Genomic DNA, 15,909 nt, shown 5'->3' with positions numbered 1-15,909 from the left:
AATGAACAAAAATTAGTTTGACTTTCAAATAAACGATTTCTAAATATTTAATTTACTGGAGTATGCTCCATTAAATAATTTGTCAGTAAAGTGTAAAGATGCAAAGAGGTGCCAGCTCCCTCATAAATCCCATGGGACCTATTCGGGTATGGCATTACCTGGAATTGTTTATTGTGTTTGATAAGCTCATTGATCAACATTTCCGCACTTTGATAATGTACATTGTCATCACCGGTTCCATGCACTAATAATAGATTACCTTCTAGGTTTTTGGCATAAGTGATAGGTGATCCTTCTATAAAATCTTCTAAATTTTCCTTGGGTAAGCCCATGTATCGTTCCTGATAGATATTGTCATAAATCAACTGGTTAGAAACCGATGCTACGGACATTCCGGTTTGGTAAACTTCAGGGAATTTAAACAATAAGTTGAGTGTCATGGAGCCACCTCCGCTCCATCCCCATACAGCCACTCTGTTTTCATCTAAATAGGGAAGTTTTAAAATTTCCTGAGCAGCCAATCCCTGATCCTGGGCGTTAACTTTGCCTATGTTTCTATAGATGATTTTTCTCCAAGCGCTTCCTTTAAGGGTTGGAGTTCCCCGGTTATCCATGTCGATAATGACATATCCTTTTTGAGCAAGCATGATATTGAAAAGCCCTACTTGCGTGTCAATGGCCACAGCTCCCCAAGGTTCTCCATAGACATGGAAAAGAACCGGGTATTTCTTTGTCTCATCAAAGTCGATTGGGTAAATCACTCGTGCATCAAGGGTTACTCCTTCCGAGGTGGTAACCGTTGTGAATTTTATTTCCGGTAGTGCTAGTGAAGCGAGTTTTTGTTTATAGGCATTGTTTTCTACCAACGTTTTGATGGTTTCATGTTTTGGAAGACTTACTAGTCTCACGGTGAGTGGATCTTCTGTGCTCTGATGGTTATGAACTGCCACTTGACCATTTGGAGCAATATTATAGGTATTGACTCCGGAGTACGAAGCAGGTGTGATTTTTCGAAGCTTTCCTTTTCCTGCCAGGTCAATCGCATATAAATAACGCTGGGTAGGATTATCTGGAGAAGCGATGAAATAGACTTCTTTGTCAGTAACACCCCCAAAAGAAGCCACATCAAATTCACCTGGAGTAATCAAAGTTTTTTCTCCGGACTCTATATTCACCTTATAAATATTCCTCCAAGCATCATTTTCAGTCATGCGCAAAAATGCCTTGCCATCGTCTACCAAAGGCAAACTATTATCACTCCAGCCATATCGAGACAAATCGGGGTAAGCCAAGTCAACCCAGGTCTCTTCAGTTTCCACATAAACCTTTTTCAAATCAGCATTCGAAGGCCGATAAGTCCAGATGGTCAATTGGTTTTGCATTCTATTCATCTGTTGGATCAACAATAAATCTTCATTGATCCATTGCATGCCAGGGAGGTAATTTTCTTTTTCACCACCAGGAATTGGAATCCATTGGGTCTTTTTTGAATCCATATTAATCAATCCGATTTTGGCACCAGCAGGCTCTTCTCCCACTTTTGGATACTGCAATGGAATAGGTCTGGAATAGACAGAATCAGTATTGTTGATCATGTAAAAAGTGCCAATATTCGAGGCATCGATCTGCCAAAATGAAATGTATTTGGCATCAGGACTCCATGCAAATCCATCACGCTTGCCAAACTCTTCTTCATAGGCCCAATCAAAGGTACCGTTAATAATTTTGTCAGTCCCATCCGTGGTTAATTGAGTGACTTTTCCGGTTTCAAAATCCTCGAGATATAAATTGAACTTCTGCACATAGGCCACTTGTGAGTTATCTGCCGAAAACTTTGCAAACATCAGCGAGGAAGGCTCAAATTGAGTTCCTAGTTTCTTCAATAGTTTTTCGTTCAGATCATATACATAATAGTCTCCTTTGGTATTGGATCTCCAAACTCTACTTGAATTAGTAAATATCAAAACCTTACTACCATCTTCGGAAAGACTAAAGGATTCTATATTAATGTGTTCTCCATTGACAATAATTCCCGGCACATAAACTGATTTTTCCAGTGTTTTGCTGTCCCAACGAGTCAAAGCATTGCCATTTTCCACGGTGACGTAAGCCGCTCCACCTTCAATCCATTGAATAGGCTGAAGACTCTCTTGACGAAATTCGTTTGAGGCGTAGATTCTTTCCAGACTAAGTAAATCAGAGGTCTGGGCTGAGGCCGAATTGTAAATTATCGTACATAGAAAACTTAAGAAAAGAAGTTGTATTGGAAATCGCATGGCGTTTTTATTGGAAATGTAGTCTTAAAAATAAGATAATATTGGTAGACTTTCCCTTTGATGTTAATTCAAAAGAAAAACAGGTCAATCATGACCTGTTTTCATTTTTTTGATAATTATACCAAGGTATTTAGAAGAGGCTTCTGTTTACAAAGTCAGAACTAAAATGCAGCATCTTTTAATTTGATTTGACCATAGCTTTTCGGCAAATCTTTTAAAATTACTTCCATTTCTTTTCGAGCTGTACCCACAAAACCAAAAACCAATGTTACTTGCTTTTCTGTGAATTGAGTCAAGTCCAATTGGAAAAACCCATTGATATCCGAAACGGTTCCTGTGGTGGTTCCTTCTACAATGATAGTGGCTCCTGGTATTGGGCGGCTTTCTTTATTTATTATCTGACCTTTTACAATTGGCTTTGTAGGTGGTTTTGGGAATTTCTGTGCTTGTACTTCATTCAATATAGAAAAGCATACAAAAATGCCCAGGCAAATGAAAAGCTTACTTAGGGATAATCGTCTCATGGCAGCAATAAATTAAAAGTGTCTTTTAATTTAACTAAATTTTATTGTTTGCCATAGCTTCAAGTTGAGAAGGTCCTATCTTAAATATTCCACCAATAGGTAAATTTCAGCACCAAGGATCTGTTTTTTGTATAAAATGGAGCCGGTAGATAATTGTCAGTATACACTAGGAATAAATCTGAAGCAGGTTTAAATCTCCATTGAAAGCGCGTATTCAGGTTAATATTTTCGATTTGCTCATTGTACTGAACAAAAGCAGTAAAAAACAAGGTGTTGGTCATTGTGACATCAACTCTAGGTCCGACCAACCAAAAATTGGTGCGATTCCATGGTTCTGGAAGATGAATATCATTGTAATTGGCACTCATTGCGATGCTGACATAAGGCTGAAATCTGTACCCAATATCTGCTGTAACATTATAACGTTTTCCATCTGCATAATATCCTCCAAATCTAGAGGTAAATGCATACGTGAACACACTTTGAGGTTTGGAAGTAAATTCAGCACCGACAGCATACCATTGGTGTTCTGTACCCCTAGCCAGGGTATCTCCACTATAATTTGTAGGGTCAAAAGGGCGTTGCAATTTGACAAAATCTGTGGCTACCCATGCCTGGAAAGTACTTTGGCTTCTCCATTTTACATTGTAGGCCAAGAAAGTGGTGTTATCCGTCTTTTCTCCATCTATATTAAAGAAATATCTGATTCCAGCCTTTGGCCCATGGTTTAGGATTTTATCACTTTTTGGGAAGAACAAATAGCTGACTTCGGGATTGATTTTATAAAATCCGTTTCTTGGCACATATCCTACTTCAGCTGTATAGTTTTTGGAGACATATTGATGCTCCCAGTTCCAAGTCAAATTACCTGAGGAATATTTGAGGTTGGCTGCATGTACAAAACCATTGTCAATAGTTTCGGGACCAAAACTTTTCATAAACATGGCCTTTCCAGTCCATAAATTATTGGAGGATGCCAAGTTGTATTCAATCCCCGCATTCCTGTTGAATTGAGAGTAGATAGGGTTTTCGCTGTCAGGGTCAGGATTGTAATTCAAGGATTGTTTGTTAATAAACATCCCCGTAATATTTGATCTGGCTCCTACCTGTCGTTGTACTGAAACGACCGTAAAGTTTTGGGCCGGTAAGGCATCTTCTTTCACTTCGCCAGTTTGCATATTCATGGCACCCACTCTCCAGTTTTTGTTGATTTTCCCACTAAGTCTTGCTCCAAATTGAATGGGGGCATTCAAGCCAATTCTTCTTGAAAAGAAAGGGCGAATAGTTTCATACCCAAAACTTGCAAAGAGGTCTCCATTTTCTAAGAAAAATTGTCTTCTTTCTGGGAAAAATAGCTCAAAGCGATCCAAGTTAGTGACTTGCCTATCCACCTCTACTTGAGAGAAATCAGGATTGACCGTTAAATCCAAGTTGAGTGAAGAGGTTAATCCAATTTTTGCATCTAATCCTACTTCTCTTCTGTATTCAGTTTCTCCACTTCCAGCCACGTCAGTTCTAAATCCTCCCAGAGCATAGGGAATAACAGAAATATTAGCCCCCGTTTGTGGAGGAGCTTCATCCCAAATTAAAGACCCAGTATAAGCTAAAGAAGCAGAAGGAAATTGTCTTGGTACAGGAGCCCATCCTGATTTTTCTGTGGTTTTTAGGTCTAGCCTAGAAAAGTTAATGCCCCATTCTGTAATGCCCTTTTTGTAGCGGATGGATTTGAATGGGATTGCAGCTTCAAAAATCCATTTATCCTCATAATTGGTCACTTTGGATCTCCATTTATTATCCCAGCTTAAGTCCACACTTCCACCATTGTACATGATTCCATCCCATTGAGCTCCGGCCGCATTGGCACCAAAAGAAAAGCCATTGGTTTGGTCGTCGAATGGATCCATGAACAACAAGAAGTTATCATTTTTTCCAAATGAGAAATCTCTTCGAAGGGATTCTACCATATATGGACCTTCTACCGCATGGTGATTGACTACGATAAGATAAAGTGTTTCCTCATCGTAAGTCATCCGTACATCTGTTTTCACTCTGGCAAAACTGGTGTCCATAGGAGTGATCATAAAGAAGTCTGTAGCGACTTCCGCATCTTTCCAGGCCTGTTCATCCAAAACCCCATCTATGATTATTTCAGAACTCGCTTTTTGGATATGCAGTTGGTAGGATGAATTTATTTTTTGGGCTTGAAGAAAATGAGTGGTACCGAAAAGGATCAGTACCAACAACGAGGATTTCCACATGAGGTAATTAGTTTTCCTGTAAATCGATGATTTACCAAGGAGATGTAATGGGCTTATTTTTAATTTATTGTCTTAAACGGTAGCTCATCGTCAGATTTATCTGTCTTCGGATAAACTGTGAGTTTCCTTCTGTAAAGAAGTTTTCACCTTCGATTATATATCGATTTCTACGGGAATTGAATATATCATTGGCAGTGAGTATCAGGTTTCCACGTTCCCCAAAGATGCTTTTTGAAGCGGAAAGATCCATAAAGAAAATCCCTTTTCTGATTCCCTGAGCAGTTTTCTGCCTAGCATCGTAGTTTGCGCGAACTTGAATATCGAGTCCATTGCTTAAAGTAAATCGAGATGTTTGCCTTAAAAGCCAACTATAGGTTTTAGCCTGAAAATCAGCTTCAATATTACTTCCGTCAATATCTGCATGAAAGAAGTTTAAATTTAGATCTAGCTTCCACCATTCGTTTACTCTATAATCTGAACTGAATTCTACTCCGAAGGATTTTTCACCAGTTAAATTGTAAGGTGCCGTAACAGAAAATCCATCATCATTTACGGTTCGGATGCGTTCAATTTTGTCAGTTGTGTTTCTGAAATAAACGGTAGAGAAAAGTGTCCCTTTTTCAAAATATTTGATATGTCCTAATTCAAATGCATCCGTGAATTCAGGATTCAAATCCGGGTTGCCGCTAAAGAAATTTCGTTGATCTGAGAAGGTCACATAAGGACTGAGATCATTGTAAACAGGTCTTCGAACTCTTCGGCTATAACTTAATTGAAAAGCATTTTCTGATGTAATATTATAGGTCAAGTGGGCACTTGGGAAAAGGTTAGTGTATTTCCTTGGATTCCGTTCATTTGTTTCTACCAGAATGGTTTCCACATCCGTATGTTCTACTCTCAGGCCTCCTTGATAGCTCCATTTACCAGTTTTATTTCCCAAAATCCCGTATGCAGCCAGGATGTTTTCATTGTAAAGGAAAATATTGTCTAAGCCGGGGAGTGGGATCAACTCTCCACTTTCATTTTCTTCTGAGACTACGAAGTCATTTTCCATTTCACGGAAGCTGGTACGCAAACCGGTTTCAAATTTCCCCTCTTTTGCAAAAGGCTTGACATAATCCAATTGAAGTAAATACTGATTTTCATATTCATCGTTCAATGATGTCTGAAGTAGATCGGAACCAGGGATCAGTTGATCATCAGGTGTATAAGCCGACTCTGTGAATTTTTGGTCAGATCGCTCCCAATAGTTCAAATAAGTAAATGCAGTGGTGAGCTCATGACCCTTCTGCTCAAAACTTTTTTTGTAACTGACAATCACTTCTGAATTTGGCTCTGCCTCAGTTTCATCTTGTTGTCTCAGCGAATAGCCTAAATAAGTATCAAAATTATTTAGATAATCTTCATATCGGATATCGGTGATGCGTCTTGCATCACTTCTTCTCCATAAATAAGATGCTGTCAGAATACTTTTTTCATTAAAATAATAATCAAGTCCTCCTCTGATATTATTATTGAATCCTTTGAGAATTCCTGCATTATTCTGACTTAAAATGGAAGTTGTACCATCTTCGTTATAGACTTCTTGATATAATTCGTTTACGTTTGGCTGATGTCTACGAGCGAGGCTATAATTGATAAACCAGTTGATTCTATTTTTTCGGTAGTTTAGATTTGTGGAAAAACCCAAATTCAGAGGAGTGCCGACAATCACTTCAAAAGATCCGTTGAACCCTTGATTATTATCTTTTTTAAGGACGATATTGATGACGCCTGCCATTCCTTCTGCCTCATATCGAGCTGATGGGTTGGTGATTACTTCTACTCGTTCGACCATGTTGGCTTGAAGCTGCCTAAGTCCGGCTCCTCCTTTAAAACTTACCAATCCAGAAGGTTTCCCATCAATTAGAATTCTTACATTTGAAGAACCTCGAAGCCTAACATTCCCTTCGGGGTCCACTGACACAGATGGTAGGTTCATCAAAATGTCATTTGCAGTACCACCCGCATTGGCAAGGTCCTTTCCTACGTTGAAAACCCTTTTGTCGAGCGATAATTCCATCAATGTTTTCTCGCCTTGAACCACTACTTCATCCAGGTCACCAGCAGTACTTTCTAGTTCAATGGTTCCCAGATCGATCTTGTTGTTTTCTCTAGAGAAGGTGAGCATCTCACTTTGATAAGATTCAAATCCCATGAATTCCACCAAAGCATAGAACTTTCCATTCGGTAATTCAATGGAAAACTTCCCATTTTCCTCAGAAATCCCTCCAGCCACTAAACTGTCTTTTGGGGAATAAATAGCAATTGAAGCAAATCCTAATGGGTTTCCGGTAGATTTTTCTTGGATGTTCCCTGTGAGTTTGGCTGTGTTTTGTTGAGAAAACCCGATTGAGCTTAAAAGTATTGCAAATAGAATTAGAGCTCCGAATTTCCCCAAACTGATTTTTGGGAATGTAATCATGAGAAGAAGGCTAGGTTTGACTTTTGGGTATACCCAAATCAAATTATGAATTGGGGTAATTAGCTGAAAAGATATTCTGAAATACTGAGGATTCCTGATAAAAATTGATCAAAGGCCTAAAACTTAGGATGGAAAGAAAAATACAAAGAATGCTAGTATTCGCTTGGAAAAACTATTTGTTTGAATATTAGAATATGGAATCATTGGACTTGGAAATTTCCTTCAAAACTAGGAATGTAGTATAAGCCAAGTAGACTAGAAGTAAGATGGCCGCTTCCCATCTGTCAAGACTTTTTCTTTTCCCAGTAAACATCGCTAGAAATAGGAAAATGGTACCTCCTATAAGGATATAAATGTCAAGATTGAAACTTTGTTTGAACTCTAGTGGACGAATAATCGAACTGACCCCCAGGATCAAAAAAAGATTGAAAATATTGGAGCCGATAATGTTTCCGATGGCGATGTCATTATTCTTTTTCATGGAGGCTACCACTGAAGTAGCTAGTTCTGGAAGTGAAGTCCCTGCCGCTACAATGGTTAACCCGATGATTTTTTCGCTTACTCCTAAAGACTGGGCCATGGAAACCGCATTGTCCACTACGAGTTTGCCTCCAACTACAAGTCCTGCAAGCCCTATGAAGATCAGCCCCCAGATCTTGAAGTTGGAGTAATCCTTTTGTGCAACCGACTCAATAGTTTCTTCAGATTTTAATTGAGTGAACACATAAAAAAGAAATCCGGCAAAGAATCCCAATAAAATGAGTCCATCCAAACTTGATAAGAATGGGTTGGGGCTCGAAAAATAATCATTGGCAAATACTAAAAGAACAACGGCTGCTAATAATGAGAAGGGGATTTCCTTCCAGACGGTACTTGACTGAACCGAAAGTGGCGTGATTAATCCTGCAATTCCTAGGATGATAAACAAATTGAAGTTGTTTGAACCGATAACATTACCAAAAACAATGTCTGGATAACCTCCCGAAGCAGCCACAGAATTTACGACTAGTTCCGGCGCTGAGGTTCCAAATGCAACGATGGTCAGGCCTATTGCCAAGTCAGAAACGTTGTATTTCTTTGCCAAAACAGAAGCCCCATCCACCAACCAATCAGCTCCTTTTACTAGGAGTATTAGTCCAATGATCAATAAAAATAGTGAAAGGATCATAAAGATTTAAAGTAGCCGTTTTGATATGAAATATGGGGCAAAAGTAGGTTTAATTATATGGATTTAAATCAATGGCTTTTGAATAATTTTTGGAGCTAATCCAGATGAATTTTGAAATCAATTTATAAAAGAAGTTCTAAATAAGGTGAACTGATCTTTTTTATGTTTATTTTTCTAATCAGCTTCAAATCAAATTTTTATGAAAAAGTTTATCCCCTCATTATTGATCCTGTTTTTTGTCTCAACTCTGCACAGTTTTGCCCAAGGAGATATCCCTCCCCACATCAAGGAAAAAATTACTTACCCAGTATTGGATTTTCATCCATGGGTAGGTGTGATGCCTGTTCAAGATCCACTAATGACCTATAATCCAGCATTGGACTATAAAGTAGCCATTGATTTGTATGGTACGATCAAGGATTCAACATCCATTCATTCTGCTATTTTGGAAGTTGCTAGAACATACAATTTAAATATTGCCAATGGGGTACCTCCTGAAAAAATAGAAATTGCTGCGGTGATTCATGGAGGTTTGGTACAGGCAATCCTGAATGAGGAAAACTACGAGAGTAAATATAGTCAACCGAATCCCAATTTAGCAGCCATCAAAGCTTTGGAAGAGGTGGGAGTGAAGTTCTATGTATGTGGGCAAAGCATGGGTTTTTATAACCTAGATGCTTCTAATATTACTTCTATGGTAAATATGGCAGTCTCTGCAAAAACTACTTTTATTACTTTGGGCCAGATGGGTTATTCCTATCTGAATGTTAGTGAGGATTAAAAATAGAAGAGGCTGTCTCAAAAGTCGACTATTTGTCAGCCTGAGCACTGGAGCGACAAGAGTCGCGTATATCGAAGGCTTAATTGAGCAAATTAAGCACATTTCGATCCCGTACAATTGTCGGGACGCTCAATGTGACAAAAATTATTTATGAGAGAGCCTCAGCCTCTTTTTTTATTCCAAACCTATTTACTGGTCAAATTTCAATGGCCTCCTGTCTTGAAAAATTTTTTCCTTCTAATTCAATTCAGTTTAAATGGAGAGGTCGCTCTGTTTTTGTACCCATGTATACTTGCTGCTATAAATAAAACACTGGCACTTATCAGGGCTGTCCACTGAATGGCTGGAATGCTTTCCCAATGTCTGACCGCTATGGCAATAAAAGCCCAGACACCTACCATAGCAAATTCCCTCATGTTTCTAGTGTAAATCATAAATAGATTGACCAGTGTTCCTATTGCAATCATGATGATGGTCCATGTAATCTCAGTGAAAGGACCTGTCCACCCGATTTTAGCAAGGTAGGCCGATATATTGGCAATGGTAGCCACTGCGATCCAACCGCTATAGATACAAATTGGCCACCAAAGCCAGAAAATAATAGGTCTAGGTGCATTCCATCGCTCCATATTGGTGTTCAAGACCACAATTAAGAGCGAGGCTAGAATTCCCAACATCACGACCACGCTGATGCCAGTATACTCCATCAACCAGGTATAGATCCATAGCCCATTACCTATATTAGCCAATATTAAATAAGGACCAACTTGCGAAAGGAAATCTGAATCTTTGGTTTTACTGAATGCCCTGGAAATGAAGAAAATTGCCTGAGCCAAAAGCGATAAAAAGATAATCCCCCAAATAGAAAATGCATATCCGGCAGGGGTGAAAAGATTCTGATATTCGGAGCTTAAGGTGCTTACTGTATTGCCATTCAAGCCTTTTACCCCTACTGAATAATTCCAATAAATGACAAAAAGCAATACCAAGAAATTTAGAATAGCATATAGTTTAAAAGACTTTTTCATGATTCGGATTTTAAGGGTTTCACTTGTTGCAGTAAAGTAGGAATCAACTCTGTGACAGTTGGGTGAGTTTGGACTGAATTCATCAATGTTTTATAACTCATTTTACTATACATGGCAGTCAGGAATACCCCTATGATTTCATCTCCTCCTATTCCCAAAACTGTGGCACCCAGAATTTGTTCTGTCGATGCATCTACTATTACTTCCATCTTTCCTTTTGTTTCATCTTTTTCTCGAGCGCGATTGATTTGCGACATTTCCATTTCGGCATACAGGATTTTCTTATTTGATTTTTTTGCTTGAGAAATGTTCATTCCGGCTCTTCCTAAAGGTGGATCCGTATACAAAGCGTAATTGAGAATTCGATCACTCACTTTTCTTGCTTTGTTACCGAATAATTGATTTTTGAGCACTTCAAAATCATGGTAGGAAGTATGGGTAAATACTCCTTTTCCATTGCAATCCCCCAAAGCATAGATTCCTTTTACACTCGTTTCCAAGAGGTCATTGACTTGCATGAAGCCTTTCTCGTCTACCTCAAGTCCCGCGGCTAGGGGATTGATCAAGTCAATATTAGATTTTCTACCCGTTGCCAAAAGCAAGTGAGAACCTAATGCTTGTTTCTTTTCGCCTCCACAATTCATCAAAACTGTTAATCCTCCATTTGGATTGTTTTTACCTTCGAGGCAATGGGAATTGCACAAAACATTAATTCCTTCTGATTCCAATATTTTGCGCATTCTATCCGAGATATCAGGATCTTCCTTCGAGATCAATCGATCGCTCATTTCAATAATCGTGACTTTGCTTCCTAGCCTTCGGAAGATCTGCGCAAATTCCAATCCTATATAGCTTCCGCCTATAATCACTAAATGATCGGGTAATTCCTCTAATTCAAGAAGACTTTCGTTGGTGAGGTAGTTTACATCTTCGAAACCATCAGGGATTCTTGGTCTAGTTCCTACATTAATAAAGATTTTTGGGGCAGTAAGGATTGCAGATCCAGCCTGTATGGTGGTTGGGTCCAAGAAATATCCTTTTGCTTGAAAGGTATTGATCCACTTTTCTTTGCGAATTCCTTGTACTAAACCGTTATGAGAAACTGCGACGATTTTGTCTTTTCTTTCTTTTACTTTTTGTAGATCTATTTTATCCAATTTGGGGTTAGGAATTCCCAAATCGGAAGCGTTTTTTATTTCCCAGGCGCGCCGAGCGCTTGCCACATAAGCTTTCGTTGGGGTACAGCCAGTATTGACACAAGTCCCTCCGAATTTTCCTTTTTCTACCAGAGCAACATTCAAATTTTGCTCTGCTAAGGCAAATGCAAGAGGATTTCCGGCCTGGCCTGAACCGATGATAATGGCATCAAAAGTCTGTTTTTTGGCGTCTTTCATAGAAAAATTGATTCAGTTTCCTGATTATATCTTCCTATAATTTACAAAGATGAGACCATGAAAAAAGGTGCCATGGTAAATTGGCTCCCTAATCTATTTTTTGAAGGATGGAATCAAGTGGTTTCTATTTCTTTTTTGGAATGGCATTCCGAACATTTCCGTGAAATTCATTGATAGCTTTGGTATGGAAATAAGGGTAGATGATTTTGTCCCGAAACCAAGATCCACTTCTATAAAAAGTTTTATGAGAGACTTCTGTCTTTCCGTTTGGTAAAGATTTAAAGGTTATGAACTGACTTCCTTCTGATTTTGAATTTTCCAAATAGCAGATTCGGATCAGTTTTTTGTTTTTATCCACTTCCATCACCTCATGGCCCACTGTGAGTTTTATGGCGCCAAAGAATACGTGGAGGTTAAGGATTATCACCTGACCAACTCCCATTCCTCCTAAATATTCCTGTCCTGGGAAAACCTCTTCTCCCGTTTCTCTAGAATAAAGTTGATTGAAATGAATCATCCTGCCAGCCCACGCCTTGGCTGGATCAATAGTCACATAGGTGTCCCAAACCTGATCGAAGGGTTGATCATAAATATATTTTTCGAAATGCTCGTGATAATTAGGATCTGACTCTGAATAACAAATGGAACGCAGTTGAGAGTACGGAGAAGAATAGGAAGCAGTTTGCTCCTCAATTGGAGAATTCATGAAATATTGTAATCCTTTTTGAAATGGATTTAAAGAAAGTTATTGTGCCTGGTTTTGCCAAAAAATAATAAAAAAAGGAGCCCTAATGGACTCCTTCATTATGTTGAAATTAGAAAGCTCTCTCTTCTAGGTGTTCATCCAAATCCAATTTGTTGATTCCTTTGGAAAGCCAATCTGGAGCTTCTTCACCTTTCAAGTGATGGTTAAAGAACTCCATCATTCTGACCGCATAGTCTTTTCGGTTTTCCGGTTTACCTAAACCATGGTTTTCTCCTTTGTATTGAACTAAAACCACTGGCTTTTTTAACCTTCTCAAAGCCGAATAATATTCAATTCCTTGAGTAAAGTCTACTGCTCCATCTTTGTCATTATGCAACATCAACAATGGAGTGGTCACATTTTTTACATGGTATACAGGGCTGTTTCGCTCATAAGAATCCCAATTTTCCCATGGACCTCCGGTAAATCTACCTTGCGAAGCTTCAAAGATGGACATGTTTCCTCCCCCTGAGTTCCAATAGATCAAATCATACATTGAAATCATATTCGTCAATGGTGCTCCTGCTGCCGCTGCTTTAAACATATTGGTTTGAGTAATGAGGAAAGCTGTTTGGTAACCTCCCCATGAATGTCCATGGATACCAATGTTGTTCTCGTCAATGACTCCTGTCTCAATCGCTGCTTTTACTCCTGGGATAACACACCAAACTGCAGACATGCCAGGATCATCCATAGTGTATACAATGTCTGGAATAAATACTGCAAATCCATTGCTGGTGTACATATTAGGATTCCAACCAGTTCCACTGAAACTAGGCTCGGACCAATTGTGTCTGGTCTGAGACAGCTTTTCATAATAGTAGATCATGGTTGGGTATTTTTTACCTTCCTCATAACCAGCTGGTAAGAATAGGGTGCCTTGAAGTTTCACTCCTTTGTCTGAAACATAATCCACTAATCTGGTACCCGCAGACCAAGAATATTTATCATAGTCTGGAGCATTTTCAGTTACCTGCTTTCCTTCAGACAAGCTTGCATCTGTCACATAATATTGTGTCGGCTCGTTGAATGTTTCTTTGGTGTAGATATATACAGGCGCTTTGTCTGCCTTTTGAAGGCCAGCAATATAGGCGTCTTCCCAAATCAGTTTTTCGGAACCGGCAGCTAAACCATTCTTTTTAGCAGGGTTGATTTTAGCAATCCCACTTTTTTTAGTCCATTCTCCATACATACGGAAATACTGAGGTTGACTCAGGTCAAATCCTTTTTCTTCAGGGTCCAGCCTAAATCGATATTGATATCGTATGCTTTCTTTCCTTCCGTCCTGAGTTAAATTAATTGCTTGTTCTTTTCCATCCTCCACAGGAATCTGCCAAATGTCCCAACCATCGTTGATTAATACATATTTGCTGTCGCTGGACCAGCCCAAAAAGCTTTCCAAAGGTTTTTTGACATTGTGGTCGTCATCCTCATTGACAAAAGTAACAGGTAGGCTACCTGTAAGATTTTTCTCCTCTCCACTCGCGATGTCGTAGATATAGTAATTGCCATCATAGCCATAATTCAATTTAGTGCCATCAGGGGAAGGTCTAGGATAGGAAGAATAGCTAGGCAAATAGAAGTTCTTGAAAAGAGTAGTCTTCTCTCCGGTCTTTAGGTTTACCAAATAAAAGTCTCGGTAATTTTGGCCATTCAAGTTGATGTCCAATTCATACTCCTGCATATCAGAGCCGACCGCATAATGTTCTTTAGGCAAAATGCTGAGATCTTTCATGCTGCTATCTTGAAGAGCGATATGTTTTTTCGCAGCTACATCATACATGGCCCAAAAACTGTAATTTTTGTCCATGTTTTCCATCACTTGTTGTCTGGATTGTAGGCGACTGTCATTCCAGTGCCAAATGGTCATATCTGGTTTGTCGGCATCATTTTTTTGTGGAGCGGCTTTGGTAGTGTCCAACTTGGCAATCGCTTTTTGCAAATCTTTGATGCTATGAATAGAGGTGTCAGCCATGATCTTTTTCATAGCCTCTGATTCTGCTCTTGCCACAGAATCCTTATCCAATTCTTTCTTGGCTTCTTCTTTTTTAGCTAATTCCAAGGGATGAATTCCGTAGAATAATCTCGTCAAATCTTCAGACCACATGGGTCTTCTGTTGGGGCTAATGGTATAATCCTGATCAAACCCGGTGGAGTCTTTTGCCGGATCATAAATCGTCACTTGTGGGGAGGAAGGGTTTTTAACCCCTATGACTTTCCCCTGGTCAGACTTATACTTCTTGTCCTCCACCATCTTCAATGCTGCAAATGCATCCCCTTTTTCAGTCCAGTTTAATGACTTGTAACTCGCTTTGTCATTGTCTAAAACTTGGGTACTGTTTGTAGCTAAATTGAATAGGTAAATTCCGTTTCCAGACTTATTTGCCGCATCAACTGTATAGGCGAGGTAGGTTCCTGGTTTATTGAAAGAGAATTCCAATACATTCCCCAAGGTTAAAGCTTTTTCTGTATTTAGATTATAAATCAATAGATCTGATCCTTTGGCATCTCCATTTCCATCTTTTGGAAGATTAATAGCCAGGTAGGAAGAACCTTCATTGTTGAAAGAGAAAGTGCTTACTTTTTCCCAAGTCTTTTTTTCATCGGTTCCAAGTTTTACTAAATGCAATTTGTCAGAAAGTGGTTTGCCCTTGGATTTTTTGTTTTTTTCCTTTTCAGCAAATTTTGGATCTTCTTTGAATGCGATCCATTTGGAGTCTTTACTAAAAACTACTTGTTGCCCAGTTACTCCCCCTATATCATAGGATTTTTTGCTTTCTTCATCTCCGATTTTCTGCACATGGAGTTTTCCATCTCCTTCCAATTGGACGATGGTGTAAGCTATCCATTGGCCATCTGGAGAAACGTCAAATCCTCCACGATTCAGGTACTTCCAGGAGGGGATATCCTTCCAAGTGATGGGTTTTAGGTCTTGGGCATGAGTGCTAATAGCCAAAAAAGCCAGCACCCAAAAAAGTGATAAAATTTTTCTCATGGGATTGGATTTATATTTAAGCAGTTAAAATAGGAAAAAAATGGGAAGTAATGAGGTTGCCAGCAGATGGGAGGCAGTTCTTAAGTTTTTTTTGGATTTAAAATGGTTAAATGAAGAAAAGGGGATTTCAATCCTAAAGACATAAATATTGTTTTAGTTGTGTGACTTGTTAGTTTTAATTGTTAGTTTTTTCTTCCAATAGGTCTGGTTGGCTAGAGGGTTTGATGTCTATTACGTTGGGAGACCAAAATTTTTGACAAAAAAACCTGCCTCGTA

Annotated in this window: 10 protein-coding genes; 1 reads left to right on the top strand and 9 read right to left on the bottom strand. The window is 39.0% G+C overall.

Annotated features, from left to right (window positions below):
* Positions 1–47 precede the first annotated feature (47 nt).
* The 5 genes from BUR11_RS12520 to BUR11_RS12500 form a co-directional block, all read right to left on the bottom strand.
* A complete protein-coding gene (locus BUR11_RS12520) occupies positions 48–2,276 on the bottom strand; it encodes a S9 family peptidase (RefSeq protein ID WP_074225341.1) in 2,229 nt (742 codons plus the stop codon).
* Positions 2,277–2,437: 161 nt separating this feature from the next.
* Entirely contained in the window at positions 2,438–2,800 is a 363-nt protein-coding gene (locus BUR11_RS12515) for a carboxypeptidase-like regulatory domain-containing protein (protein WP_084560975.1), read from the bottom strand.
* 80 nt (positions 2,801–2,880) lie between these two features.
* Entirely contained in the window at positions 2,881–5,058 is a 2,178-nt protein-coding gene (locus BUR11_RS12510; protein ID WP_074225339.1) for a DUF5916 domain-containing protein, read from the bottom strand.
* 64 nt (positions 5,059–5,122) lie between these two features.
* Entirely contained in the window at positions 5,123–7,522 is a 2,400-nt protein-coding gene (locus tag BUR11_RS12505) for an outer membrane beta-barrel family protein (RefSeq protein ID WP_074225338.1), read from the bottom strand.
* 187 nt (positions 7,523–7,709) lie between these two features.
* Entirely contained in the window at positions 7,710–8,690 is a 981-nt protein-coding gene (locus tag BUR11_RS12500; RefSeq protein WP_074225337.1) for a calcium/sodium antiporter, read from the bottom strand.
* A gap of 199 nt (positions 8,691–8,889) precedes the next feature.
* Here BUR11_RS12500 and BUR11_RS12495 point away from each other — a divergent pair, with 199 nt between their 5' ends.
* Positions 8,890–9,471 (top strand): DsrE family protein, encoded by a 582-nt coding sequence (locus BUR11_RS12495; RefSeq protein WP_074225336.1) that lies wholly within the window; start codon positions 8,890–8,892, stop codon positions 9,469–9,471.
* 242 nt (positions 9,472–9,713) lie between these two features.
* Here the strand turns inward: BUR11_RS12495 and BUR11_RS12490 are convergent, their stop codons facing one another.
* From BUR11_RS12490 to BUR11_RS12475, 4 genes are all read right to left on the bottom strand, one after another.
* On the bottom strand, positions 9,714–10,499 hold the full coding sequence (locus tag BUR11_RS12490; protein ID WP_074225335.1) for a hypothetical protein: 786 nt from the start codon (positions 10,497–10,499) through the stop codon (positions 9,714–9,716).
* The gene (locus BUR11_RS12485; protein ID WP_074225334.1) at positions 10,496–11,893 is read right to left on the bottom strand and encodes a mercuric reductase; all 1,398 of its coding nucleotides are present in this window, start codon (positions 11,891–11,893) and stop codon (positions 10,496–10,498) included. The genes BUR11_RS12490 and BUR11_RS12485 overlap by 4 nt, the downstream gene beginning before the upstream one ends.
* Before the next feature lie 124 nt (positions 11,894–12,017).
* On the bottom strand, positions 12,018–12,599 hold the full coding sequence (locus tag BUR11_RS12480) for a hypothetical protein (RefSeq protein ID WP_074225333.1): 582 nt from the start codon (positions 12,597–12,599) through the stop codon (positions 12,018–12,020).
* A gap of 109 nt (positions 12,600–12,708) precedes the next feature.
* The gene (locus BUR11_RS12475) at positions 12,709–15,633 is read right to left on the bottom strand and encodes a S9 family peptidase (protein ID WP_074225332.1); all 2,925 of its coding nucleotides are present in this window, start codon (positions 15,631–15,633) and stop codon (positions 12,709–12,711) included.
* Positions 15,634–15,909 lie beyond the last annotated feature (276 nt).

Origin of the sequence: Algoriphagus halophilus (assembly GCF_900129785.1) — a bacterium.
Classification (GTDB): Bacteria; Bacteroidota; Bacteroidia; order Cytophagales; family Cyclobacteriaceae; genus Algoriphagus; species Algoriphagus halophilus.
This window is presented reverse-complemented; position numbering and strand designations above follow the sequence as displayed.